This is a genomic window from Pseudomonas sp. AC172 (assembly GCF_979258595.1).
In genome coordinates this window covers 3,727,103-3,750,706 of the sequence record NZ_OZ409868.1, presented here as the reverse complement: position 1 = coordinate 3,750,706, position 23,604 = coordinate 3,727,103, and the positions used below count along the sequence as shown (strand labels likewise).

General features: G+C 58.5%; 24 protein-coding genes. 17 read left to right on the top strand and 7 right to left on the bottom strand.

All coding sequences use genetic code 11. The features are described from left to right. Positions 1–109 precede the first annotated feature (109 nt). From ACZ0A4_RS16935 to ACZ0A4_RS16915, 5 genes are all read left to right on the top strand, one after another. Complete coding sequence (locus tag ACZ0A4_RS16935) at positions 110–1,018, top strand: carbohydrate ABC transporter permease (RefSeq protein ID WP_007917874.1); 909 nt, start codon at positions 110–112, stop codon at positions 1,016–1,018. Then, on the top strand, positions 1,011–1,856 hold the full coding sequence (locus ACZ0A4_RS16930; RefSeq protein WP_007917872.1) for a carbohydrate ABC transporter permease: 846 nt from the start codon (positions 1,011–1,013) through the stop codon (positions 1,854–1,856). The genes ACZ0A4_RS16935 and ACZ0A4_RS16930 overlap by 8 nt, the downstream gene beginning before the upstream one ends. A 2-nt stretch (positions 1,857–1,858) precedes the next feature. Then, positions 1,859–3,019 carry an ABC transporter ATP-binding protein gene (locus ACZ0A4_RS16925; RefSeq protein WP_422607883.1) on the top strand — a complete coding sequence of 387 codons (1,161 nt, stop codon included), beginning with the start codon at positions 1,859–1,861 and terminating at the stop codon, positions 3,017–3,019. A gap of 131 nt (positions 3,020–3,150) precedes the next feature. Beyond that, positions 3,151–4,500, top strand: coding sequence for a carbohydrate porin (locus ACZ0A4_RS16920; RefSeq protein ID WP_095126181.1), 1,350 nt, complete (start codon positions 3,151–3,153; stop codon positions 4,498–4,500). A gap of 113 nt (positions 4,501–4,613) precedes the next feature. Beyond that, positions 4,614–5,468 (top strand): D-hexose-6-phosphate mutarotase, encoded by an 855-nt coding sequence (locus ACZ0A4_RS16915; protein ID WP_463575662.1) that lies wholly within the window; start codon positions 4,614–4,616, stop codon positions 5,466–5,468. Between the two features lie 144 nt (positions 5,469–5,612). Here the strand turns inward: ACZ0A4_RS16915 and ACZ0A4_RS16910 are convergent, their stop codons facing one another. Continuing rightward, the gene (locus ACZ0A4_RS16910) at positions 5,613–6,473 is read right to left on the bottom strand and encodes a MurR/RpiR family transcriptional regulator (RefSeq protein WP_171057240.1); all 861 of its coding nucleotides are present in this window, start codon (positions 6,471–6,473) and stop codon (positions 5,613–5,615) included. 226 nt (positions 6,474–6,699) lie between these two features. On the opposite strand from ACZ0A4_RS16910, the gene zwf reads away from it, so the two are divergent. From zwf to ACZ0A4_RS16890, 4 genes are all read left to right on the top strand, one after another. After that, positions 6,700–8,166 carry a glucose-6-phosphate dehydrogenase gene (gene zwf / locus ACZ0A4_RS16905; protein ID WP_077574250.1) on the top strand — a complete coding sequence of 489 codons (1,467 nt, stop codon included), beginning with the start codon at positions 6,700–6,702 and terminating at the stop codon, positions 8,164–8,166. After that, complete coding sequence (gene pgl / locus ACZ0A4_RS16900; protein WP_463575661.1) at positions 8,153–8,866, top strand: 6-phosphogluconolactonase; 714 nt, start codon at positions 8,153–8,155, stop codon at positions 8,864–8,866. The genes zwf and pgl overlap by 14 nt, the downstream gene beginning before the upstream one ends. A gap of 17 nt (positions 8,867–8,883) precedes the next feature. Further along, positions 8,884–9,549, top strand: a complete 666-nt coding sequence (locus ACZ0A4_RS16895) for a bifunctional 4-hydroxy-2-oxoglutarate aldolase/2-dehydro-3-deoxy-phosphogluconate aldolase (RefSeq protein ID WP_008082815.1) — start codon at positions 8,884–8,886, stop codon at positions 9,547–9,549. A gap of 171 nt (positions 9,550–9,720) precedes the next feature. Beyond that, positions 9,721–10,299, top strand: a complete 579-nt coding sequence (locus tag ACZ0A4_RS16890) for a peptidase associated/transthyretin-like domain-containing protein (RefSeq protein WP_463575660.1) — start codon at positions 9,721–9,723, stop codon at positions 10,297–10,299. Here ACZ0A4_RS16890 and ACZ0A4_RS16885 read toward each other — a convergent pair. Together ACZ0A4_RS16885 and ACZ0A4_RS16880 are read right to left on the bottom strand one after the other, a co-directional pair. After that, on the bottom strand, positions 10,296–11,477 hold the full coding sequence (locus ACZ0A4_RS16885; protein WP_463575659.1) for an aminotransferase class V-fold PLP-dependent enzyme: 1,182 nt from the start codon (positions 11,475–11,477) through the stop codon (positions 10,296–10,298). The genes ACZ0A4_RS16890 and ACZ0A4_RS16885 overlap by 4 nt on opposite strands. Before the next feature lie 29 nt (positions 11,478–11,506). Then, a complete protein-coding gene (locus tag ACZ0A4_RS16880) occupies positions 11,507–11,743 on the bottom strand; it encodes a DUF3820 family protein (protein WP_003227425.1) in 237 nt (78 codons plus the stop codon). A gap of 205 nt (positions 11,744–11,948) precedes the next feature. On the opposite strand from ACZ0A4_RS16880, the gene ACZ0A4_RS16875 reads away from it, so the two are divergent. Continuing rightward, a complete protein-coding gene (locus ACZ0A4_RS16875) occupies positions 11,949–12,416 on the top strand; it encodes a ferritin-like domain-containing protein (RefSeq protein WP_034153383.1) in 468 nt (155 codons plus the stop codon). Positions 12,417–12,684: 268 nt separating this feature from the next. On the opposite strand, the gene ACZ0A4_RS16870 is transcribed toward ACZ0A4_RS16875, so the two are convergent. Both ACZ0A4_RS16870 and ACZ0A4_RS16865 read right to left on the bottom strand, forming a co-directional pair. Beyond that, positions 12,685–13,155: a MaoC family dehydratase gene (locus tag ACZ0A4_RS16870; RefSeq protein ID WP_003227420.1), complete on the bottom strand. Its 471-nt coding sequence runs from the start codon at positions 13,153–13,155 to the stop codon at positions 12,685–12,687. Between the two features lie 42 nt (positions 13,156–13,197). Continuing rightward, positions 13,198–14,142, bottom strand: coding sequence for a lysophospholipase (locus ACZ0A4_RS16865; protein ID WP_463575658.1), 945 nt, complete (start codon positions 14,140–14,142; stop codon positions 13,198–13,200). A 200-nt stretch (positions 14,143–14,342) separates the two neighbouring features. On the opposite strand from ACZ0A4_RS16865, the gene fadD2 reads away from it, so the two are divergent. Together fadD2 and fadD1 are read left to right on the top strand one after the other, a co-directional pair. Beyond that, a complete protein-coding gene (fadD2, locus tag ACZ0A4_RS16860) occupies positions 14,343–16,031 on the top strand; it encodes a long-chain-fatty-acid--CoA ligase FadD2 (protein WP_463575656.1) in 1,689 nt (562 codons plus the stop codon). Positions 16,032–16,401: 370 nt separating this feature from the next. Then, a complete protein-coding gene (gene fadD1 / locus ACZ0A4_RS16855) occupies positions 16,402–18,099 on the top strand; it encodes a long-chain-fatty-acid--CoA ligase FadD1 (RefSeq protein WP_095112255.1) in 1,698 nt (565 codons plus the stop codon). Positions 18,100–18,350: 251 nt separating this feature from the next. Here the strand turns inward: fadD1 and ACZ0A4_RS16850 are convergent, their stop codons facing one another. Next, positions 18,351–18,728 (bottom strand): hypothetical protein, encoded by a 378-nt coding sequence (locus ACZ0A4_RS16850; RefSeq protein WP_007917843.1) that lies wholly within the window; start codon positions 18,726–18,728, stop codon positions 18,351–18,353. Positions 18,729–18,925: 197 nt separating this feature from the next. On the opposite strand from ACZ0A4_RS16850, the gene ACZ0A4_RS16845 reads away from it, so the two are divergent. The 3 genes from ACZ0A4_RS16845 to def all read left to right on the top strand — a co-directional run bounded on the left by ACZ0A4_RS16845 (position 18,926) and on the right by def (position 20,775). Beyond that, positions 18,926–19,117: a CsbD family protein gene (locus ACZ0A4_RS16845; protein ID WP_414868301.1), complete on the top strand. Its 192-nt coding sequence runs from the start codon at positions 18,926–18,928 to the stop codon at positions 19,115–19,117. A 165-nt stretch (positions 19,118–19,282) separates the two neighbouring features. Then, positions 19,283–20,233: a YihY/virulence factor BrkB family protein gene (locus ACZ0A4_RS16840; protein ID WP_463575655.1), complete on the top strand. Its 951-nt coding sequence runs from the start codon at positions 19,283–19,285 to the stop codon at positions 20,231–20,233. A gap of 2 nt (positions 20,234–20,235) precedes the next feature. After that, positions 20,236–20,775 (top strand): peptide deformylase, encoded by a 540-nt coding sequence (gene def / locus ACZ0A4_RS16835; protein WP_463575654.1) that lies wholly within the window; start codon positions 20,236–20,238, stop codon positions 20,773–20,775. Positions 20,776–20,904: 129 nt separating this feature from the next. Here def and ACZ0A4_RS16830 read toward each other — a convergent pair whose 3' ends face one another. Further along, positions 20,905–21,324 (bottom strand): GNAT family N-acetyltransferase, encoded by a 420-nt coding sequence (locus tag ACZ0A4_RS16830; protein WP_463575652.1) that lies wholly within the window; start codon positions 21,322–21,324, stop codon positions 20,905–20,907. A gap of 325 nt (positions 21,325–21,649) precedes the next feature. Between ACZ0A4_RS16830 and ACZ0A4_RS16825 the strand changes: the two genes are divergently transcribed. Continuing rightward, positions 21,650–22,591, top strand: a complete 942-nt coding sequence (locus tag ACZ0A4_RS16825) for a fatty acid desaturase (protein ID WP_463575650.1) — start codon at positions 21,650–21,652, stop codon at positions 22,589–22,591. 141 nt (positions 22,592–22,732) lie between these two features. Continuing rightward, on the top strand, positions 22,733–23,524 hold the full coding sequence (locus ACZ0A4_RS16820) for a phosphate/phosphite/phosphonate ABC transporter substrate-binding protein (RefSeq protein ID WP_463575648.1): 792 nt from the start codon (positions 22,733–22,735) through the stop codon (positions 23,522–23,524). Positions 23,525–23,604: the final 80 nt, after the last annotated feature.

The window sequence follows — 23,604 nt, the reverse complement described above, 5'->3', positions numbered from 1 at the left end:
GGCGTCGTGTCAGTTGCTCCATCCGTCGACTGACACACCGCATTCGCGAGCAGGCTCGCTCCCACAAGGGATCTCACTGTAGTTTTTATTCCCTGTACTGGATTTCCCCATGAGTTCTGTTGCTGTGTTCAGCAAGGCCTCGCCGTTCGATGCATTGCAACGCTGGCTACCCAAACTGGTGCTGGCGCCGAGCATGTTCATCGTGCTGGTGGGCTTCTATGGCTACATCCTGTGGACGTTCGTGCTGTCGTTCACCACCTCGACGTTCCTGCCCAACTACAAGTGGGCCGGCCTGGCGCAATACGCGCGGTTGTTCGACAACGATCGCTGGTGGGTCGCGAGCAAAAACCTCGCGGTGTTCGGTGGCATGTTCATCGGTATCACTCTGGTGATCGGCGTGTTGCTGGCGGTGTTCCTCGACCAGCGCATCCGTCGCGAAGGCTTTATCCGCACCATTTACCTGTACCCGATGGCGCTCTCGATGATCGTTACCGGTACCGCCTGGAAATGGCTGCTCAACCCGGGCATGGGCCTGGACAAATTGTTGCGTGACTGGGGCTGGGAAGGCTTCCGTCTCGACTGGCTGATCGACCCTGATCGCGTGGTCTACTGCCTGGTCATCGCCGCTGTGTGGCAAGCCTCGGGCTTCATCATGGCGATGTTTCTGGCCGGCCTGCGTGGCGTTGATCAATCGATCATCCGTGCCGCACAGATCGATGGCGCGAGCATGCCGACGATCTACTGGAAAGTGGTGCTGCCAAGCCTGCGTCCGGTGTTCTTCAGTGCGGTGATGATCCTCGCGCACATCGCGATAAAGAGCTTCGACCTGGTCGCGGCGATGACTGCCGGTGGCCCGGGTTATTCCTCCGACCTGCCCGCGATGTTCATGTATTCCTTCACCTTCAGTCGCGGCCAGATGGGCATGGGCTCGGCCAGTGCGATTCTGATGCTCGGTGCGATCCTCGCGATCATCGTGCCTTACCTGTATTCCGAGCTGAGGACCAAGCGCAATGACTAGTCTCGCTGCCAAACCCGCTATCAGCCTGAGTCGCATCGCGATCTACGCAGTGCTGATCCTCGCTGTCCTGCTTTATCTGGTGCCGCTGGTGGTCATGTTGCTGACTAGCTTCAAGACTCCGGAAGACATCAGCACCGGCAACCTGTTGAGCTGGCCGACCGTGGTCAGCGGCATCGGCTGGGTCAAGGCCTGGGCCACGGTTGACGGTTACTTCTGGAACTCGATCAAGATCACCGTTCCCGCCGTAATCATCTCCACCGCCATCGGTGCGCTTAACGGTTATGTGCTGTCGTTCTGGCGCTTCCGTGGTTCGCAGTTGTTCTTCGGTCTGCTGTTGTTCGGCTGCTTCCTGCCGTTCCAGACCGTGCTGCTGCCGGCCTCGTTCACCCTCGGCAAAATGGGCCTGGCGAGCACCACCACCGGCCTGGTGTTTATCCACGTGGTTTACGGTCTGGCGTTCACCACGCTGTTCTTCCGTAACTACTACGTGAGCATTCCGGATGCGCTGGTGAAAGCCGCACGCCTCGATGGCGCGGGTTTCTTCACGATTTTCCGCCGCATCATTCTGCCGATGTCGACGCCAATCATCATGGTCTGCCTGATCTGGCAGTTCACCCAGATCTGGAATGACTTCCTGTTCGGTGTGGTGTTCTCCAGCGGTGATTCGCAACCGATCACGGTGGCGCTGAACAACCTGGTCAACACCAGCACCGGCGCCAAGGAATACAACGTTGATATGGCAGCGGCGATGATCGCCGGCCTGCCGACACTGCTGGTCTATGTGGTCGCAGGCAAGTATTTCGTGCGCGGGCTGACGGCCGGCGCAGTCAAGGGGTAATCATGGCAACGCTCGAACTTCGCAACGTAAACAAGACCTACGGTGCCGGCCTGCCGGACACCCTGAAGAACATCGAACTGTCGATCAAGGAAGGCGAATTCCTGATCCTCGTCGGCCCGTCGGGCTGCGGCAAATCGACGTTGATGAACTGCATCGCCGGTCTGGAAACCATCACCGGCGGCGCAATCATGATCGGTGACCAAGACGTCAGCGGCATGAGCCCGAAGGATCGCGACATCGCCATGGTGTTCCAGTCGTACGCGCTGTACCCGACCATGAGCGTGCGCGAGAACATCGAGTTCGGTCTGAAGATTCGCAAGATGCCTCAAGCGGCGATCGATGAAGAAGTCGCGCGCGTGGCCAAGCTGCTGCAGATCGAACACCTGCTCAATCGCAAACCGGGCCAGCTTTCCGGCGGTCAGCAACAGCGTGTGGCAATGGGCCGTGCGTTGGCGCGTCGACCGAAGATTTATCTGTTCGACGAACCGCTGTCCAACCTCGACGCCAAGCTGCGCGTCGAAATGCGCACCGAAATGAAACTGATGCACCAGCGCCTGAAAACCACCACGGTCTACGTGACCCACGACCAGATCGAAGCGATGACCCTGGGCGACAAGGTTGCGGTGATGAAGGACGGCATCATTCAGCAGTTCGGCACGCCGAAAGAGATCTACAACGACCCGGCCAACCTGTTCGTGGCGAGTTTCATCGGTTCGCCGCCGATGAACTTCATTCCCCTGCGTCTGCAACGCAAGGACGGTCGTCTGCTGGCGCTGCTCGACAGTGGTCAGGCGCGTTGCGAGTTGCCGATGAGCATGCAGGATGCCGGGCTTGAAGATCGCGAAGTGATTCTCGGCCTGCGCCCTGAGCAGATTGTTTTGGCGAACGGCGAGGGTAACGGCCTGCCGAGCATTCGTGCCGAAGTGCAGGTGACCGAGCCGACCGGTCCGGACACCCTGGTGTTCGTCAACCTGAATGAAACCAAGGTCTGCTGCCGTCTGGCGCCGGACGTGGCACCGCAGGTGGGCGAGAGCCTGACGCTGCAATTCGATCCGTCGAAAGTGTTGTTGTTCGATGCCAACACCGGCGAGCGCCTCGGCACTGCCGGTCAACCACAGACCGATGCGCGGTCTGCGAACGTGGCGCAATTCAAAGGCCGCTGAAGAACAAATGTGGGAGCGAGCCTGCTCACTCCCACAAAGGAGCACGCGCTGGATTGCCTGTAATCCATCGCACTTTATGTAAACCGCGTTAGATAAAAACAGTTAATAACAATAAAGACGAGGATGTAGGGATGAAAAAGAAACACGTCAATGCCCGGTTGATCTGCCAAGTGTCAGCTGCGGCGGCGTTGGTGCTGGCTGGTAACGCCATGGCGGCGGATGCCTTCAGTTCCGATTCGAAATGGATGACCGGCGACTGGGGTGGCGAGCGTACCAAGCTGATCGAGCAGGGTATCGACATCAAGGCTGACTACGTTGGGGAAGTCGGTGGCAACCTGAACGGTGGCTACAACGACGACAAGACCGCGCGTTACGCTGACCAGTTCGGTCTGGGCGTGGCACTCGATCTGCAAAAGCTGTGGGGCTGGGATAACACTCAGGCCAAGATCCAGCTGACCAACCGTAACGGTTACAACATCTCCAACGACCGCGTTGGCGATCCGCGTGCCGGCACCCTGAGCTCCTCGCAGGAAGTTTACGGTCGTGGCCACATGGTGCGTCTGACCCAGTTGTGGATTCAGCACCAGTTCTTCGACAACAAACTCGACGTCAAGGCCGGTTACTTCGGTGAAGGCGAAGACTTCAACACCTTCCCGTGCGACTTCCAGAACCTGGCGTTCTGCGGTTCCCAAGTGGGTAACTGGGCAACCAACATCTGGTACAACTGGCCCGTCAGCCAGGCCGCGATCCGCGTGAAGTACAACATCAACGACGAGCTCTACGCGCAGATCGGTGCGTACAACCAGAACCCGTCGCAGCTGGAACACGGTAACGGCTTCAAACTCAGCGGCAGCGGCACCAAAGGTACTGTGTTGCCGGTTGAATTGGTCTGGTCGCCGAAGGTCAACAGCCTGCCGGGCGAATACCGCGTCGGTTACTACAAGAGCACGGCCGATGCCGACGACGTTCGCGAAGACGTCAACGGTTTCGACGCTGCTACTACGGGCGACGCGTACAAAACCCACAGCAGCAAAAGCGGCTACTGGTTCGTGGCGCAACAGCAACTCACCAGCCACAACGGTGATGCGACCCGCGGTCTGAACATCGCTGCCAACGCGACCTTCCACGACAAAGACACCAACTTCATCGACAACTACCAGTCGGTGATGTTTGTCTACAAAGGTCCGTTCGACGCGCGTCCGAAGGATGACGTTGGTATTGGCGCGGCGCGTATCCACGTCAACGATGACGTGAAGAAAAACGCCGAGCTGCTGAATGCATCCAACGGTGTGTCGGACTACGACAATCCAGTGTTCTCGCCGATTCGTGAAACCGAATACAACTACGAGATCAACTACGGCTTCCACGTCACCAACTGGCTGACCGTACGTCCTAACCTGCAATACATCACTCACCCGGGTGGTGTGGATGAAGTGGACAACGCTTTGGTCGCTGGCCTGAAAATTCAGTCTACGTTCTAACGCGTCTGCGATAAGCTCCTCTCTATGTGCGCATATTTGCGGACAGCCAAGGCTGTCCGCTTTTTTTTGGGGCAAGCGCCGCCCGGTGAAAGTCGAGTTCAGGATCGTGGCAAATGCATGAGCATCCGCTACAACGCTTCTTCAAATCCCTGCGTGAACAACCGGTGTTCGCCTGGGAGCGCTATCAGATGCGCGACGTGTTGGTGATCGATCACCCGCTGTGTCAGGCGGTGTTCAGTCGTCAGGGCGCGCAATTGCTGCACTTTCAGCCGCGTGGGCAAAAGCCGTGGTTGTGGTGTGCGGCGAAGTGGCCGCACGTGGGTGCCATTCGCGGTGGCGTGCCGGTGTGCTGGCCGTGGTATGGCCGTCATCCCAGTGAAAACGCCTGGCCGTCCCATGGTTGGGCGCGTTTGCTCGACTGGAAGTTGCTCGACAGCAGCAGCGCCGAAGATGGCGTGCGCCTGCATTGGCAATTGCAGCTGTGCGACTGGCAGGTTGACCTGCACGCACATCTGGGTGAACGCATGGAATTACGCCTGAGCACCGAGCATCAAGACGACATGCCGTGCCAGTTGAGCCAGGCTTTGCATGCTTACTGGCGTATTGGCGATGTCGGTGAGATAGCGCTGTCTGGGCTCGAAGGGGCGCAGGGTTATGACCAGTTGAATCGCCAGGTTTGTCAGCAGGAAGGTGAGTTGCGCGTCGATGGCGGGTGTCAGCGGGTGTTCCAGCATGACGGTGAGTTGCAGCTCAAGGATCATGCCTGGCAGCGCGAGTTGTGCATCGATACTGGCGACAGTGCCGACACGGTAGTATGGCATCCGGGCGCGCGGCCGCTGTTGGGCGTGACGTGGGATGAGATTTCGGAGTTTGTTTGCGTGGAAGCGGCGACGGGCGGGACCGACAGTCTGCATCTGGCGCCGGGGGAGAAAGCGCATTTGAGTTTGCAGGCGTGGGCAGCGGCTTAGGTTTGTGTTGTTGCTGCTGGCCCCATCGCTGGCAAGCCAGCTCCCACAGGTTTCAATGGTGTCCGCAAATTTAATGTTCGGCGCGGACACTGTGGGAGCTGGCTTGCCAGCGATAGCGATGGATCAGTCAGCCGAGATTCTGCATTAGTTGAACTCGTCACCCACCGGATACCGGCTCGCATTCAAGCTCTCTTTGATCTTGCGCAAATGCGGCTGGAAATCCACCCCGCGACGTAACGTCATCCCCGTCGCCAAGACATCCAGCACCGTCAACTGAATGATCCGCGACGTCATCGGCATATAAATGTCGGTGTCTTCCGGCAACGGAATATTCAGGCTCAAGGTACTCGCCTTGGCCAGCGGCGAATTCTCTGCCGTCAGACCCAGCACCGAAGCACCGTTCTCGCGAGCAATGCGCGCCACTTCCACCAGTTCACGCGTACGGCCGGTGTAGGAAATGATCACGAACAACTCACCGGTGTGCGCCACCGAGGCAATCATTCGCTGCATCAACACATCGGCATGCGCGGTGACGGCGAGGTTGAAACGGAAGAACTTGTGCTGCGCATCCAGCGCCACCGGTGCCGAAGCGCCGAGGCCGAAGAAGTGGATCTGCCGCGCCTGAATCAACAGATCGACAGCGCGGCTGATCAAGTTCGGGTCGAGCGCCTGACAAGCACTGTCCAAGGACGCAATGGCGCTGCCGAAAATTTTCTGCGTGTACGCCTCGGGATTGTCATCGGCCTCGACCGCGCGGCTGACATACGCCGCACCGCTGGCCAGGCTCTGCGCCAGCTGCAGCTTGAGTTCGGGGTAGCCGCTGACGCCGAACGAACGGCAGAAACGGTTCACCGTCGGCTCGCTCACCGAGGCCGCCTGAGCGAGGGCGGCAATGCTGAAGCGGGTGGCCTGCTGCGGGTTGAGCAGGATCACCTCGGCGACTTTGCGTTCGGCCTTGTTCAGGTCTTCAAGGCGACTCTGGATCTGTTCCAGTAAATTTCGCACGCGGTCCATATGGAATTCCTAATTCACCTGCGCAAAGGTGCGCCGGGCTATGCAAATTGGGCCTTTGATATGGCCCGTAACGGTGGCCTATCCTACTGATGGCTCCGACCGACCACCACTCGGAATCTGTATTTTGCGAAAATGTTGTGGTTATTACTACATTTTCCCTTGAGTGATGCCTTGAAAAAAGGTATTTGTAGCTTAACTTGATAAAAGAACAAACATCATGCCTTCGATTACGGTTGAACCGTGCACCTTTGCCTTGTTCGGCGCGCTTGGCGATCTGGCCCTGCGCAAGCTGTTTCCTGCCCTTTATCACCTCGATGGCGCCGACCTGCTGCACGAGGACACGCGCATCATCGCGTTGGCCCGTGAAGAAGGTTCCCAGCAGCAGCACATGGCGTTCATCGCCGCCGAACTGCGCCGCTATGTAGGTAAAGAGCTGGATGAAGCCGTCGCCGAGCGTTTTCTCGCACGCCTGACCTACCTGCACGTCGACTTCCTCAAATCCGAAGATTATGTGGCGCTGGCCGAACTGGCCGGCAGCACGCAACGCATGATTGCCTACTTCGCCACGCCGGCGGCGGTATACGGCGCGATCTGCGAAAACCTGGCGAAAGTCGGTCTGGCAGAAAACACCCGCGTGGTGCTGGAAAAACCGATCGGCTCAGACCTCGAATCATCGCGCAAAGTGAACGACGCCGTGGCGCAGTTCTTCCCGGAGAACCGCACCTACCGCATCGACCATTATCTGGGCAAAGAAACCGTTCAGAACCTGATCGCCCTGCGTTTCGCCAACAGCCTGTTCGAAACCCAGTGGAACCAGAATTACATCTCCCACGTGGAAATCACCGTGGCCGAGAAGGTTGGCATCGAAGGCCGTTGGGGTTACTTCGACAAGGCCGGCCAGCTGCGTGACATGATCCAGAACCACCTGCTGCAGTTGCTCTGCCTGATCGCCATGGACCCGCCGGCCGACCTGTCTGCCGACAGCATCCGTGACGAAAAGGTAAAAGTGCTCAAGGCGCTGGCGCCGATCAGCCCGGAAGGCCTGACCACGCAAGTGGTGCGCGGCCAGTACATCGCCGGCCACAGCGAAGGCAAATCCGTACCGGGTTACCTCGAAGAACCGAATTCCAACACCCAGAGCGACACCGAAACCTTCGTTGCCCTGCGTGCTGACATCCGTAACTGGCGCTGGGCCGGCGTGCCGTTCTACCTGCGTACCGGCAAGCGCATGCCGCAAAAGCTGTCGCAGATCGTCATCCACTTCAAGGAACCGTCGCACTACATTTTCGCCCCCGAGCAGCGCCTGCAGATCAGCAACAAACTGATCATCCGCCTGCAACCGGACGAAGGCATTTCCTTGCGCGTGATGACCAAAGAGCAGGGCCTGGACAAAGGCATGCAACTGCGTAGCGGCCCGCTGCAACTGAATTTCTCCGACACCTGGCGTAGCGCGCGGATCCCCGATGCCTACGAGCGGTTGTTGCTGGAAGTGATGAACGGCAATCAGAACCTGTTTGTCCGTAAAGATGAAATCGAAGCCGCGTGGAAGTGGTGTGACCAGTTGATCGCCGGGTGGAAAAAATCCGGTGACGCGCCCAAGCCGTATGCGGCCGGGTCGTGGGGGCCGATGAGCTCCATTGCATTGATCACGCGAGACGGGAGGTCGTGGTATGGCGATATCTGATGTGCAACTGCCGGTGGGCGTAAATGCCCACGAATTCAACAGCCCGGTGTTGTTGGCCGAAGGTCTGGCGCTGAACGTTGCCAAGCTATTGAGCGAGGCCATTGCAGCACGCGGCAACGCGGTGCTGGTGGTGTCGGGCGGTCGTAGTCCGGTGGCGTTTTTCCAGCATCTGGCCAAGCAGGATCTGGACTGGTCGAAGGTCGTCGTGACCCTCGCCGACGAACGCTGGGTGCCGGTTGAACATGCCGACAGCAATGCCGGCCTGCTCAAGCAATACCTGCTCAAAGGTCCGGCGGCGAAAGCGCAGTTCCTCAGCCTTTATAGCGCGGCGGCCAACGTCGAGCAGGCTGCAGAACAGGCTGATCGCTTGCTCGCCGAACTGCCGCCGATTGATGTGCTGGTGCTGGGCATGGGCGATGACGGCCACACCGCATCGCTATTCCCCGGCAGCCCGAACCTTGCCGAAGCGCTGCAAGCCGATGGCACTCGCCGTTGCTGGCCGATGCTGGCACCCAGCGTGCCGCGTCAGCGCCTGACCATGAGCCGTGCGCTGCTGGCTTCGGCCAAACACAAGATTCTGTCGATTTCCGGTCAATCGAAACTGACCACCCTGAATGCCGCACTGGCATCCGATGACGTCGCCGCCATGCCGGTGCGCGCGTTTCTGCAACCTACGTTAGAGATTTACTGGTGCCCATGAGCCAAGGAACAGCCGCTATGACAACCCCATCCCCGACCGTTTCCATGGCGGACAAAGTTGCCCTGATCGACAGCCTCTGCGCCAAGGCGCGGATCCTGCCGGTGATCACCATCGCCCGCGAACAGGACGTGCTGCCATTGGCCGACGCCCTGGCCGCCGGTGGTCTGACCGCGCTGGAAGTGACCCTGCGTTCACAGTTCGGCCTCAAGGCCATTCAGATCCTGCGCGACCAGCGTCCGGAACTGATGACCGGTGCCGGCACCGTGCTCGATCGCAACATGCTCGCGGCGGCCGAAGCTGCCGGCTCGCAATTCATCGTCACTCCGGGCATCACCCGTGACTTGCTGGAAGCCAGCGTCGACAGCCCGATTCCGCTGTTGCCGGGCATCAGCAACGCCTCGGGCATCATGGAAGGCTACGGTCTGGGTTATCGCCGCTTCAAGCTGTTCCCGGCTGAAGTCAGCGGTGGCGTGGCGGCAATCAAGGCCCTCGGCGGCCCGTTCGGGGAAGTGAAATTCTGCCCGACTGGCGGCGTCGGCCCGGCCAACATCAAGAGCTACATGGCGCTGAAAAACGTCATGTGCGTGGGCGGTAGCTGGATGCTTGATCCGGAGTGGATCAAAAACGGCGACTGGGCCCGTATTCAGGAATGCACCGCCGAGGCGTTGGCGCTGCTGGACTGATTGTTACCAGACACTTCGTTGTGTGTTCTACGGCTTTACGGTGCGCTTGGTCGGTGCACCGTTTTTTTTGCCTCGAAGAAAGTGTCAGGACATCGCGCGATACATAGTTACCGCACAGCCGCGTTTGCGTGGCGCTAATCTGCGTTCATCTTACGGAAGAGAGAACGCCTCATGGACGACCATCAATCTGTAGCTTTAAAACACTCACCTCTGGATCAGCGGCAATCTCAAATCGTCGGCAGTGTCGATTGGCGCGAAACCGAAGAAAAGGTGCGCAACATCAGCCGCGGCGTCGAAGGCCTGCCACTGGTATTGCGTCTGGCCCTGGTCGACGCCATGACCGGTGAGCCAGTGGTTGGCGCCCAGGTCCGGATCGAACAGAACATTGGCGCCGACAGCCTGTGCGGCGCCCAGTCGACCGATAGCCAAGGCATCGTGCGATTTACCAGTATTTACCCGGATCAGCACTCTGGCGGGGCCTCGTGCATCGCCATGACCGTGTGCATCGCCAGTGATGATCAACTTTTGCAGTCACATCAGGAGGCCTGGGCAGGACGGCTGCATCTTCCGGATGTGTGTAGCTGTGAAACGGCGGGGGATGATGTCTCGCCGCTGCTATTGCGACCGATTGGCGGGGAAGGTCTTGAGGACGGCTATTTCGGCAGCCTGACGATCGGCGTCGACACCTTTGCGGTGTCGTCGCAGATCGGCCTTGCAGGCTACGAGAAGTCTACGGGCGCGGTGTTTTAGCGCAGTTCGTTCAGCGCGCGGATCAGCAACTGCATATCGCCAGCGGTAGTGGTCAGCCCCGGCGTAATACGGATGCTCGGCCCGCTGGCTGCGCCATTGCGCACCACGGTGAACAGGTTGTAGTCGTTGAGCAGACGCTCGGCCATCGCCTGTTGATCGTCGTGCCGGGTGAAGCGCAGCGAGGTGATGCCGCAATACAGTCGTGGATCGTCGGGCGTCATCACCTCGATACCCGGCAAGTGCCGCACCGCGCTGACCCACAGATTACGCAGATAATTGACGCGAGCGCCCTTGGCCGGTGCACCGCCCAGGGAGCGGTGCTCTTCGAACACCAGTGGCAAGGTCATCAGTGCTGGAATGTTGGGCGTGCTGTACGACGTGCGTGCTCGGATGTCATTAACCGGGTAATGCATTTCATCCATGTCCGGATCGATATCGGCCAGGCGTTGTGGCGCGATGTAGAGAAAACCGAGGGTGAGCGGTGCGCCGATCCATTTGTGCAGGTTGAAGCCGGCGAAAGAAATGCCCAATGCTTCAAGATCGAACTCGATCTGACCGAGCGCATGGGCGCCGTCAAGGATGACATCGACGCCATGCTCTTTGGCGAGCGCGGCGATGGCTTGTACCGGCATGACCAGGCCGGTGCGGTGAGTGACGTGAGTCAGGGCCATCAGCTTGAGTTTCGGGTGACCGCTGAAAGCTTCGCGGTAAGTCTCCAGCAGGCTGTCGAAACTCGCCGGGTGCGCGTGGGCAATTTCGATCACCTCGGCGCCACGATGTCTGGCCAGCCAGCGCATGGCGCCTTTGACCGTGTCGTATTCCAGATCACTGATCAGCACCTGATCGCCCGGCTGCAAGCGGTTGTAGTTACGGATCAGCGATTGCAGGCCTTCGGTGGCGTTGCGGGTGAACGCGACGCTCTGGGCGCGTACGCCGATCAGCTCGGCGAGTTGCGCGCGAATATCGAGGTTGTCGTGCTGCTCGAAACGCTGGCGCACGTACACCGAATTGCTGGTATTGATCAGCTCGATATTGCGCTGGTACTCCTCAATTACCGTGCGCGACATGCGCCCGAAGTAACCGTTTTCCAGGTTCACGGGGCCGGGTTGAACGTCGTAACGGTCGGCGAACGTTTGCCAGAAGGCTTCGTCACGGGCGCGGCGGGTGTTATCGGGCATGGTCGGCTGACTCTAAAGAGGAGGGCGCTTCAATGGCGCGGGGCAGGTTTGCCGTGTTTGGCGCGCAGTGGTTCGAGCAAGTCCGACAGGCCGTTATGGTCGATCTCCTGCATCAGCGCGAGCAAGCCACCCAGTTCGCCGTGCGGGAAACCTTCACGGGCAAACCAGTTCAGGTACGGCCCCGGCAGGTCGGCAATGATTCGGCCCTTGTACTTGCCAAAAGGCATTTCGCGGGTGATCAGCAGTTCGAGTTTTTCGGGATTCATCAGGGTTTTCGTCTGTCTTCAAAACAATCAGGAAAATACAGGCATTCTGCATGCAGGCCAAATGACAGATCATGCAAATAACCGTGATACAGATAGTTCACTTATATTTAAGTTACTGATAAATAACGATTTTTACTCAGTAAAAAAGCTGGCACGCTCACTGCAATATCCCTTGCATCTTCAACCAATCGCAAGGAATTGAAAAATGACCGACATGAATAAAGAAGCCATCTCTGTACTCAATGACCTGATTGAAACCAGCAAGGACGGTCAGGAAGGGTTCAAGACTTGCGCTGAAGACATCAAACATCCAGAACTGAAAACCCTGTTTGTCACTCGCTCAGCCGATTGCGCCACTGCTGCCGCTGAACTGCAAGCCGAAGTTCGCAAGCTGGGCGGCGATCCGGAAACTTCCACCAGCGTCAGCGGTGATCTGCACCGTCGCTGGGTCGATGTCAAAGCCATGTTCACCGGCAAAGACGAAGAGGCGGTGCTGAACGAAGCCGAGCGCGGTGAAGACCATGCGCTGAAGGCTTATCGTGAAGCCATCGAGAAGATCAACAAGCACAATCTGGTAGGCATTCGTGACCTGGTTGAACGCCAATACCACGGCGTACAACGCAACCACGATCAGGTGAAAGCCCTGCGTAACCAGGCTCGCGCCCGTTCGTAAGCGTTTGCCGGGTACAAAAAACGCCAGCTGGTCTGGCGTTTTTTATGGGGCAGGGAAAAGCAAGAGCAAGAGCAAGAGCCCCTCACCCTAGCCCTCTCCCGGAGGGAGAGGGGACTGACCGTGGTGGATGTTGGAGATACACCGACGTGAGCGATCTGAGGTGAACTCCGGTTTTGAAAACCACGGAGATCGGCTCCCTTCCCCCTCGCCCCTTGGGGGAGAGGGCTGGGGTGAGGGGGAAAGCTCTACCTGACACACCACAAATCCATCAGCCAATGCTGATCGCTGGCAGGGTAGGCAACGTCACCGTCTGCTGCTTGCGCGGCGCCAGAATCTCCGCCTCGCCATCCACCACCAACTCATCACGCTGGTTAAACACACGGGTGGCGATGCGCACACGAAACTTCGGCAGCTTCTCGAGGATTTCCAGACGCACCGTCAACGTGTCACCGATCTTCACCGGCTTCTGAAAGCTCATCTGCTGGCCGATATAAATAGTACCCGGCCCAGGCAACTCGCACGCCACGGCAGCACTGATCAGCGCACCGCTGAACATACCGTGAGCAATACGCTCCTTGAACATGCTCGCGGCGGCAAACTCGGCGTCCAGGTGCACCGGGTTGTGGTCACCCGACATCGCGGCAAACAGTTGAATGTCGCGCTCTTCGACGGTTTTGCTGTAGCTGGCGGTCTGGCCGACTTCGAGGGCTTCGTAAGGGATATTGGTAACCTGGGTCATCGGTCTCGATTCCTGTGACGGATTCAGTGAATCCACAAAAAATTATTCGCTGCGCTGAGGGCGCGGATGGCTCAGGGCCTGATCGATCCAGGCCAGCACATCCGCGATCACTTCGTCGCGGTTGGTTTCGTTGAACAATTCGTGCCGCGCCTGCGGGTAGATCTTCAGTTGCAGGTGCTGGCTGCCGGCCGAGCGCAACGCATTGGCCAGATCTGTCAGACGCTTGCCTTCACTCACCGGATCACATTCGCCGCCGATTACCAGCAGCGGCAGGCCCGGGTCGATCTGGGCGAGATTGGACGCTTTGCTGATCTGCTGCAAGCCGCCGAGCAGGTCGATCCACAGTTGATTGGTGCAGCGAAAGCCGCACAGCGGGTCGTTGGCATACTGGTCGACTTCGGCGGGATCACGACTCAGCCAGTCGAAGCGTGTGCGCACCGGTTTGAATTTGTTGTTGAACGAGCCGAACGACAGCCATTCGATCAGCGCACTGCGCCCCTTGCCACCCTGACGCAGTTTTTCCAGACGGGCGATCTGTCGTGCGGCGCCGTACAGCGCGACGGGTTGAAAGTTGGAACCACTGAGGATCGTCCCGTGCAGGCTGGCGCTGTGGTGCAGTAAATAGCCTTGGGCAAGATAGCTACCCATGCTGTGTCCCAGCAAAATGATCGGCACGCCGGGGTGCTGCTGGCCGATGTGCTGGTTGAGGCTGGCCAGATCGCCGAGCACTTTGCACCAGCCGTCGTCATCGGCGAAGTGGCCGAGGGTGCCGTGATTGGCGGTTCTGCCATGTCCGCGCAGATCCGGGGCGTACACGCCATAGCCTTTGTCGCAAAACGTTTCGGCCAGTCGCCCATAGCGGCCGCCGTGTTCGGCCATGCCATGGGCCAGCAGGATCACCGCTTTCAATGGCGCGGCGGGCAGCCATTGATTGATGAACAGGCGGCTGCGGTCACTCGCGTCCAGCCATAGCGTGTCGTGGATCATGGCGATTCCTTTGCTCAGAGTCGGATCATTGTATAGCGCGTCTGATCAGCCCACGCCACGGCAGGAAGATTCACACGATCAATGACGGCTTTGTCCATATTTGCCTCAATGGCCATAGCTGCTAGTGTCCGTGAAGCTCCGCTTTTTCAGAAATGACAGAAAGCGGCCCCGGATCGGCTCAGGTAAAGAGGACAAGAACAATGCAACCTGATTTCTGGAACGACAAGCGCCCGGCCGGCGTACCGCTGGACATCGACATGGGCGAGTTCAAGTCGGTGATCGAGGTGTTCGAGCGTTCCTGCAAGAAGTTCGCGGATCGCCCGGCGTTCAGCAACATGGGCATTACGCTGACCTACGCCGAGCTCGAGCGCCAGAGCGCTGCCTTCGCCGGTTACCTGCAAGCACATACCGATCTGGTGCCGGGGGATCGCATCGCCGTGCAGATGCCTAACGTCCTGCATTACCCGATTGCCGTGTTCGGTGCCTTGCGCGCCGGTCTGATCGTGGTCAACACCAACCCGCTGTACACCGCACGGGAGATGCGCCACCAGTTCAAGGATTCCGGCGCACGAGCATTGGTGTACCTGAACATGTTCGGCCAGAAAGTCCAGGAAGTGCTGCCCGACACCGACATTCAGTACCTGATCGAAGCGAAGATGGGCGATCTGATGCCCACCGCCAAGGGCTGGCTGGTCAACACCGTGGTCAGCAAAGTGAAGAAAATGGTCCCGGCGTATTCGCTGCCCCAGGCGATTTCCTTCAAGAGTGCGTTGCGTATGGGCCGTGGCCTGGGCATCAAACCTTTGAAGGTCAGCCTCGACGACATCGCCGTGCTGCAATACACCGGCGGCACCACCGGCCTGGCCAAGGGCGCGATGCTGACCCACGGCAATCTGGTGGCGAACATGCAACAAGTGCGCGCCTGTCTGGCGCAACTCGGCCCGGACGGCCAGCCGCTGCTGCGCGAAGGCCAGGAAGTGATGATCGCGCCGCTGCCGCTGTATCACATCTATGCCTTCACCGCGAACTGCATGTGCATGATGGTTTCCGGTAATCACAACGTGCTGATCACCAATCCACGGGATATTGCCGGCTTCATCAAAGAGCTGAAGAACTGGCGGTTCTCGGCGCTGCTGGGGCTGAACACTTTGTTTGTGGCGCTGATGGATCACCCTGATTTCAAGACGCTGGACTTCTCCAGCCTGAAACTCACCAACTCCGGTGGCACCGCGTTGGTCAAGGCCACCGCCGAGCGCTGGGAGCAGATCACCGGTTGCCGCATCACCGAAGGTTACGGCCTGACCGAAACCTCGCCGGTGGCCTGCACCAATCCGTACGGTGATCAATCGCGACTGGGCACGGTCGGTTTGCCGGTGCCGGGCACGCTACTGAAAGTCATCAACGATGACGGTGTCGAACAGCCGATGGGCGAGCGCGGTGAGTTGTGCATCAAGGGCCCGCAGATCATGAAGGGTTATTGGCACAAACCTGAAGCCACGGCCGAGGTGCTGGATGCCGAGGGCTGGTTCAAGTCCGGCGATATTGCGGTGATCGATCCGGACGGTTTCGTGCGCATCGTCGATCGCAAGAAGGACATGATCATCGTCTCCGGTTTCAACGTTTATCCGAATGAAATTGAAGACGTGGTGATGGCGCATCCGAAAGTCGCCAACTGCGCGGTGATCGGTGTGCCGGACGAGCGTTCGGGGGAGGCGGTGAAGCTGTTTGTGGTGGCGCGGGAAACCGGGGTCAGCCTCGAAGAGCTCAAGGCTTACTGCAAAGAAAATTTCACCGCGTATAAGGTGCCGAAACACATCGTATTGCGTGAGTCATTGCCGATGACGCCTGTCGGCAAGATTCTGCGGCGCGAGTTGCGCGATATCGCGTAGCCCTTAACCGCTGCGTTTCACGCATTCATGCATTCGCGCATTCGCGAGCAGGCTCGCTCCCACAGGGAAAGATGCAATCCTTGTGGGAGCGAGCCTGCTCGCGAATTTTTGTTTAATGCCCCCGAAAACCGGGGCTTTCAAGGTGTTCTAGGATTTTTGCTCTAAAATGACTGCTAGGTAGTCTTGAGTCATGATAATGACTGTAGGGGCCGCTTTTGGCTCTAGTCGACCCTTGGCAAAGCTGCTACTCTCGGCGCGCTTTGTGACTTCTCGGCCTATATAAAAGCCAGATTCACCAATACCAAACACACACCAATAATAATCGCATCAAATGCGGTGAAGAATTCGCGTTGCTGAGGAGTGGGCTTCCATGATCGAAGACTTTTGGAAGGATAAATACCCGGCTGGAATTGCTGCCGACATCAATCCGGACGAGTATCCGAACATTCAGGCAGTGTTGAAGCAATCCTGCCAACGCTTCGCCAACAAACCGGCTTTCAGCAACCTGGGCAAGACAATCACCTACGGTGAGTTGTACGAATTGTCCGGTGCGTTTGCTGCGTATCTGCAACAGCATACCGATTTGCAGCCCGGTGATCGAATCGCCGTGCAACTGCCCAACGTTCTGCAGTACCCGGTGGCCGTCTTCGGTGCGATCCGCGCCGGGTTGATCGTGGTCAATACCAACCCGCTGTACACCGCGCGGGAGATGGAACACCAATTCAACGACTCCGGTGCCAAAGCCCTCGTTTGCCTGGCAAACATGGCGCATCTGGCCGAAGCCGTGGTGCCGAAAACCGGCGTCAAACACGTCATCGTCACTGAAGTTGCCGACCTGCTGCCGCCGATCAAGCGCCTGCTGATCAATAGCGTCATCAAGTACGTGAAGAAGATGGTGCCGGCCTATCACCTGCCAAAAGCCGTCAAGTTCAACGACGTGCTGAGCAAGGGCCAGGGCCAGCCTGTGGCCGAAGCCAACCCGGACAGCGGCGATGTCGCGGTACTGCAATACACCGGCGGCACCACCGGCGTGGCCAAAGGCGCGATGCTGACCCATCGCAACCTCGTTGCCAACATGCTGCAGTGCAAAGCGCTGATGGGTTCCAACCTCAATGAAGGTTGCGAGATCCTGATCACGCCGCTGCCGCTGTACCACATCTATGCGTTCACCTTTCATTGCATGGCGATGATGCTGATCGGCAACCACAACATCCTGATCAGCAACCCGCGTGACCTGCCGGCCATGGTCAAGGAACTGTCGAAGTGGAAGTTCAGCGGTTTCGTTGGTCTCAACACGCTGTTCGTGGCGCTGTGCAACAACGAAGGTTTCCGCAAGCTGGATTTCTCGGCGCTGAAAGTCACCTTGTCCGGCGGCATGGCCTTGCAGCTGGCCGCTGCCGAGCGCTGGAAAGCGGTCACCGGTTGTGCCATTTGCGAAGGTTACGGTATGACCGAAACCAGCCCGGTGGCCACGGTCAACCCGATCCAGAACATTCAGATCGGCACCATCGGTATTCCGGTGCCATCTACTTTGTGCAAAGTCATCGACGATAACGGTGTCGAGCAGCCGCTGGGTGAAATCGGCGAGTTGTGCGTCAAGGGCCCGCAAGTGATGAAGGGCTACTGGCAGCGTCAGGAAGCTACCGATGAAATGCTCGACAGCGAAGGCTGGTTGAAGACCGGTGACATCGCGCTGATCCAGCCGGACGGCTACATGCGCATTGTCGATCGCAAGAAAGACATGATTCTGGTCTCCGGTTTCAACGTCTACCCGAACGAACTGGAAGACGTGCTGGCGACCCTGCCGGGCGTGTTGCAGTGCGCGGCCATCGGCGTGCCGGACGAGAAGTCGGGCGAGGCGATCAAGATTTTCATCGTCGCCAAACCGGGCGTCACGCTGACCAAGGAAACGGTGATGGAGCACATGCGCGCCAACGTCACTGGCTACAAGGTGCCGCGTTCGGTGGAGTTCCGCGATGCGCTGCCGACCACCAACGTCGGCAAGATCCTGCGCCGTGAGTTGCGTGATGAAGAGCTGAAGAAGATCAAGGCCAAGTCCGCCGCTTAAAACACGAAGCCCCGCAGATGCGGGGCTTTTTGTTGGTGCGGGGCAGGGCTTGGATTTCGCGTTGAGCCTACCCCTCATCGGAACGCCGCCCGCCCAGCCCTCTCCCGAGGGAGAGGGAGCCGATCGCGTGCAGTCCAAGACCTGAGTTCAACTCGATATCTCAGGTCGGCGTACCTGGTCCAGACACCTCGGTCAGTCCCCTCTCCCTCTGGGAGAGGGCTAGGGTGAGGGGAAAGGGGACTGCACAAATCCTACTGACGAAACGGCGCGAAATTCACGTTAGTCCCCGCCGGACGCATGTCCTGCAGATACGAGTCCTTGTCCGCACTCAATTCCAGGCTCAACGCGGCTTTACGCTTGCCTTCATTACGAATCACCAACCCTTCAAGCTTTTCACGCAAAAACACCGTTGGCACTTTCAGGTGCAGCAGCTCGTCAGTGGCCGGCGTGTGCATCAGCAGGTGAATCCACTCGTACTGACCGATCGCCAGACGCGACACCGGCAGGTCGAACCACCAGATATTGCGGTTACGGTTCAGTTCGGCGAAGTGGCAGTTGTTGGTGCCGAGCACGGCACCGCCCAGTTCCTTGTTGCGTCGGGCGATGGCCTGCGTTTTATCGAGTTTCATAACATTCCTGCGGGATCGGTTCCTGGCGCTTGGCGCCCATATGTTGCGCATTCTCGGGGCTACGCACGCAAACATAAAGCCCAACCTGCACGCCGCGACGAAATGAGCCGCTGAAAATAAATGAAACTTGGCGCAAACCCGGCCAGTCAATCATTACGTACTGACTTTTCCCCCTTAATGCATCACGGAGAAACACCATGAGTAGCACAGGCGATAAAGTAAAAGGCATGGCCAACGAAGCGGTCGGCAACGTCAAGCAAGGCGTCGGTAAAGCTACCGATAACAGCAAGCTGCAAGCCGAAGGCAAGGTTCAAGAGAAAAAAGGCGAAGCCCAGCAAGCGGTTGGCAAAGCCAAAGACGCTGTGAAAAAAGGCGTCGACAAGGCGTAATTCAGCCTTGAACGAAATACACGAGCGGCCATCCAAGGATGGCCGTTTTTGTGTCGAAATCCTGCTGACACCCGGCAAGGTTCGCCAAACAGGCTACCTTGATGTAAAAAACGGCCCCTGAGTCGCCACGACTTCAAACCTGTACTGCGGCGAAAGGAGACGCGAATGATATTTCCAGACATGAAAGGTCTGCCCCTGCATCGGGTGATGATGCGCACGGTCACTGAATTCGTCGACGACGAAATGTCGACCTACGCCTCGGCACTGGCCTACCAGATGCTGTTCTCGCTGTTCCCGTTCATTCTGTTTCTGATTGCCTTGATCGGTTTCCTGCACCTGCCAGACTTTTTCTCCTGGCTGCGCCTGCAATCGGAACTGGTCTTGCCGCCGCAGGCGCTGGAGCAGGTCAATCCGGTGATCGACCAGTTGCAGCAATCCAAGGGCGGCCTGCTCTCGGTCGGTATTGTCATTGCCCTGTATACCGCATCCGCCGGTGTGCGCTTGATGATGAGCGCGATGAACGCCGCGTACGACGTGGTTGAAGGGCGACCGGTCTGGAAGCGTTTCCCGCTGTCGATTGTCTACACCGTTGGCATTGCCGGCATGCTGCTGGTGGCCGCCGCGCTGATGGTGCTCGGGCCGCAGGTGATGGGCTGGATCGCCGCGCAGGTGGGGCTTGAAGACTTCATCGTCACCGTGTGGACCATCGCGCGCTGGCCGGTGATCGTGATTCTGATGATGGTTGCCGTCGCCCTGATTTACTACGTCATGCCCGACGTCAAACAGGAATTCCGGTTCATCACGCCCGGTTCGGTCCTGGCCGTGGTGGTGTGGATCATCGCTTCGTTGGGTTTCGCGTTCTACGTGAAAACCTTCGCCAACTACAACGCGATGTATGGCAGCATCGGGGCGATCATCGTGCTGTTGCTGTATTTCTACATTTCCGCCGCGGTGCTGTTGCTCGGCGCCGAGATGAACGCGGTGATCGAGCACATGTCCAGCGAGGGCAAGGACCCGGGTGAGAAAGTCCCCGGCGAACTCGATGAACATCCCAAACAACACGTCTCGGGCCTGGGCCGCGATCATTCGCTCAAGCCGGACACTGACGAAGTCTGATCATGATCCGTGAAATTCTGAAAATGGGCGACGAGCGCCTGCTGCGCATCGCCCCGCCAGTGCCGGCCGAAATGTTCGACAGCCCTGAACTGTGGCAACTGATCGACGACATGTTCCAGACCATGGAAAGCGTCGGTGGCGTTGGTCTGGCCGCGCCGCAGATCGGCGTCGATCTGCAACTGGTGATCTTTGGATTCGAACACAGCGAACGTTACCCGGACGCTGAAGCGGTGCCGCAGACGATCCTGATCAATCCGTTGATCACGCCGCTGAGCCCGCTGACGGAAGAGGGCTTTGAAGGCTGTCTGTCGGTGCCGGGTTTGCGCGGTGCGGTGGAGCGTTATCAGCAGATTCGCTACGAAGGGTTTGATCCCAAAGGAGAACCGGTTGTGCGCATCGCTTCAGGTTTCCATGCACGCGTCGTGCAGCACGAATGCGATCACCTGATCGGCCGGTTGTACCCGTCGCGCATTACCGATTTCAGCAAGTTCGGTTTTACCGAAGTGATGTTCCCGGATCTCGATCCCATAGCCGACGACTGATCCTGCAAACACCACCATCCCTTGTGGGAGCGAGCTTGCTCGCGAAAGCGGTAGATCAGTGACAGATTCTGTGACTGATACACCGCTTTCGCGAGCAGGCTCGCTCCCACATTGGTTTTGCGTTGCACATCACGATTGAGAGGGTCTCAGTTCCATCGCAATCATCGGCTTGCTTCGCGCATAGCGGCTCAAGCGTTCCGCCATCGCCTGGGGCAGCGCCGGGTCGAACGTAAACCCGCGCCGTTCATAAAACTCGCGCAAATCCGGATGGCAGAACAGCCACACCGGCTCGCTCACCTCTTTCACTGCTGCTGCAATCAACTGCGCGGCAAGCCCTTGTTCGCGACACCCCGGATCAACAAACAAGCCGGTCAACCAATGCCCGCCCGCCACTGGCCGCAAACACAACGCGGCAACAATCTCGCCACGCCGCGCGACCCACAATTGCGCATCGCGAACCGCTTTCATCGAGGACTGGTGGCTGCGGTAAAACTTGTTCATCAACGGCCATAACGGCTCGTCGAGCAGGCTGTATTGGGTGTCGGGCATGGGATCGGACTGTCGGCGCTGAAAGCGGCGATTATAAAAGAACGCGGGCAACAGGATAGGTGTATACCTGAGCCTACATCCCCTGTGAGTGGAGTACGCATCATGTCCAAAGGTATGGATTCAAAGAAAGCCGCGAAGAAGAAACCGGCCAAGACCGCGATTGAAAAACGCGCAGAGAAGAAAGCCAAGAAAGTCGACATCTTCGGTCACTGATCACACCTTTCCGGAGCCCGGTTCTCGGGCTCCTGCCTGAACCCGAAAATAATCTGCAAGATTGCACAGCGTTGTTGCACAGAAGGGCAAGAATCCCGTTCCGAGCAACGCCATGTCCCATTACTTCGACGCCGCCCATCGTCAGCAGATCGAAACCCTGCGCCAACGCTTCACCGCCCGCACCGAATGGCCGACCTGGCTGTTGCTGATCGGCGTCTATGGCGGCTGGTTTGCCATTGTTCTCAATAGTCATTGGCTCGGTCGTGCCTTGAGCACGCTGTTGCTGATCCCGCTGCTGGTTTTGTGGCTGTCGGTGCAGCACGAGTTGCTGCACGGGCATCCGACGCGCTGGGTTCGCCTCAACAAGATCCTCGGCTACGCGCCGTTTGCCGTGTGGTACCCGTACACGTTGTATCGCGACAGTCATTTGCTGCATCACCGCGATGAGGATCTGACTGTGCCCGGCGTCGATCCGGAAAGCCGTTACCTGACCCGCACTGGCTGGCAGGGCAGTTCGCTGTTTGAACGCAGCTTGCACTGGTTGAACAAAACCGTGCTCGGGCGCTTTGTGATCGGTGCACCGCTGGCGCTGATGGCACTGGCCAAAGAAGAGCTGCTGCGGCTGAAAAATGGTGAACTCCAGGCCTGGTCGATGTGGCTGACCCATGGCCTGTTCACGTTATTGATGCTGTGGTTCATCGCCCGATTCAGCGTGCTGCCGGTCTGGCATTACCTGCTGCTGATCAGCGTGCCAGCGCTGTCGATCGCGATGATCCGCTCCTATTATGAACATCGCCCACACGCGCAACCTGAGCAGCGCACGGTGTTGAACGAAGCGGGTTGGCCGTGGCGCTGGTTGTTCCTGAATCTGAATTTTCATCTGGTGCATCACGACTTGCCGAAGCTGGCGTGGTACGACTTGCCGAAGGTTTACCGGATGCATCGCGAGCAATGGATCGCGCGCAGTGGCGGGTTTCTTGTGCAGGGGTATGGCGAGTTCTGGCGGCGCCATGGCTTCAAGCCGATCGACAGTCCCGAGCATCCCTTTCATTGATCTCAAGAACACTACCGTCCCCCTGTGGGAGCGAGCTTGCTCGCGAATGCGGCTTATCAGTCCAAAATGTTTTGAATGACACACCGCATTCGCGAGCAAGCTCGCTCCCACATTGGAAAATCGTTGTATGGGAAAGCACTGATGGCCCAACACCACACCGAACTCCTGATGTACGTCGCCCCCGAGCCAATCCGCGCGGCCAATGAACGCTGGATTGCGCGCATTCTCGAACGCTTGGGGCGGTCGCGGCTTGATGCGCAAAAGCTTTCTCTACCCGAGCTCTGGTTATCGCCCGATCTGCTGCTCACGCAAACCTGCGGCTACCCGCTGATGACGGCATTGCGCGGACAAGTGCGCATCGTCGGACGTCCTCGCTACGAACTGCCCGATGCCAGCGCCGGCAATCATTGCAGCCTGATCCTCGGCCGTGCTGATGACCCACGCACAACCTTGGTGGAGTTCCGCGACAGTCGCGGGGTGATCAACAGTGAAGACTCCAATAGCGGCATGAACCTGCTGCGTCAGCGCTTGGCGCCACTGAATCAGGACGGACGATACTTTGCCTCGGTCGGCATCAGCGGCGGCCATCGCGAGAGTCTGCGTTGGTTGCGGGAAAACCTTGGCGATCTGGCCGCTATCGATAGTGTCACCTACGCCTACCTTACCCGGCATGTACCTGAAGAAGTCTGCGGCTTGCGGGTGGTGGCGCGCAGCGCGTTCAGTCCGACCCTGCCGTTCATTACTGTCGCCAGTGCTTCGGATGAGCAGGTTGAGACATTGCGCCAGGTGATGAATCAGGTGTTGGGTGAAATCCCAGATGTCGTGCAGACCTTGGGATTGCCTGAGGTACTTGCGGCGAGCGAGCGCGATTATCAGATCCTGCTCGATTATCAGCGCGAGGCTGAAGAACTCGGCTATAGCCGCTTGCGCTAAAAGATCGCAGCCTTCGGCAGCTCCTGCAGGGGATCGGTGCAGGCGCTGCCGAAGGCTGCGATCTTTTGTTTTTATATTTC

Coding starts and splice junctions, on each gene's coding strand:
- ACZ0A4_RS16920 (WP_095126181.1), top strand. CDS start 3,151: ATGAAAAAGAAACACGTCAATGCCCGGTTGATCTGCCAAGTGTCAGCT.
- ACZ0A4_RS16865 (WP_463575658.1), bottom strand. CDS start 14,142: ATGATCCACGACACGCTATGGCTGGACGCGAGTGACCGCAGCCGCCTG.
- ACZ0A4_RS16830 (WP_463575652.1), bottom strand. CDS start 21,324: ATGCCCGACACCCAATACAGCCTGCTCGACGAGCCGTTATGGCCGTTG.
- ACZ0A4_RS16850 (WP_007917843.1), bottom strand. CDS start 18,728: ATGAAACTCGATAAAACGCAGGCCATCGCCCGACGCAACAAGGAACTG.
- ACZ0A4_RS16890 (WP_463575660.1), top strand. CDS start 9,721: ATGGACGACCATCAATCTGTAGCTTTAAAACACTCACCTCTGGATCAG.
- ACZ0A4_RS16930 (WP_007917872.1), top strand. CDS start 1,011: ATGACTAGTCTCGCTGCCAAACCCGCTATCAGCCTGAGTCGCATCGCG.
- ACZ0A4_RS16840 (WP_463575655.1), top strand. CDS start 19,283: ATGATATTTCCAGACATGAAAGGTCTGCCCCTGCATCGGGTGATGATG.
- fadD1 (WP_095112255.1), top strand. CDS start 16,402: ATGATCGAAGACTTTTGGAAGGATAAATACCCGGCTGGAATTGCTGCC.
- pgl (WP_463575661.1), top strand. CDS start 8,153: ATGGCGATATCTGATGTGCAACTGCCGGTGGGCGTAAATGCCCACGAA.
- ACZ0A4_RS16845 (WP_414868301.1), top strand. CDS start 18,926: ATGAGTAGCACAGGCGATAAAGTAAAAGGCATGGCCAACGAAGCGGTC.
- ACZ0A4_RS16875 (WP_034153383.1), top strand. CDS start 11,949: ATGACCGACATGAATAAAGAAGCCATCTCTGTACTCAATGACCTGATT.
- ACZ0A4_RS16825 (WP_463575650.1), top strand. CDS start 21,650: ATGTCCCATTACTTCGACGCCGCCCATCGTCAGCAGATCGAAACCCTG.
- zwf (WP_077574250.1), top strand. CDS start 6,700: ATGCCTTCGATTACGGTTGAACCGTGCACCTTTGCCTTGTTCGGCGCG.
- ACZ0A4_RS16870 (WP_003227420.1), bottom strand. CDS start 13,155: ATGACCCAGGTTACCAATATCCCTTACGAAGCCCTCGAAGTCGGCCAG.
- ACZ0A4_RS16880 (WP_003227425.1), bottom strand. CDS start 11,743: ATGAATCCCGAAAAACTCGAACTGCTGATCACCCGCGAAATGCCTTTT.
- fadD2 (WP_463575656.1), top strand. CDS start 14,343: ATGCAACCTGATTTCTGGAACGACAAGCGCCCGGCCGGCGTACCGCTG.
- ACZ0A4_RS16915 (WP_463575662.1), top strand. CDS start 4,614: ATGCATGAGCATCCGCTACAACGCTTCTTCAAATCCCTGCGTGAACAA.
- ACZ0A4_RS16935 (WP_007917874.1), top strand. CDS start 110: ATGAGTTCTGTTGCTGTGTTCAGCAAGGCCTCGCCGTTCGATGCATTG.
- ACZ0A4_RS16885 (WP_463575659.1), bottom strand. CDS start 11,477: ATGCCCGATAACACCCGCCGCGCCCGTGACGAAGCCTTCTGGCAAACG.
- ACZ0A4_RS16895 (WP_008082815.1), top strand. CDS start 8,884: ATGACAACCCCATCCCCGACCGTTTCCATGGCGGACAAAGTTGCCCTG.
- ACZ0A4_RS16820 (WP_463575648.1), top strand. CDS start 22,733: ATGGCCCAACACCACACCGAACTCCTGATGTACGTCGCCCCCGAGCCA.
- ACZ0A4_RS16925 (WP_422607883.1), top strand. CDS start 1,859: ATGGCAACGCTCGAACTTCGCAACGTAAACAAGACCTACGGTGCCGGC.
- def (WP_463575654.1), top strand. CDS start 20,236: ATGATCCGTGAAATTCTGAAAATGGGCGACGAGCGCCTGCTGCGCATC.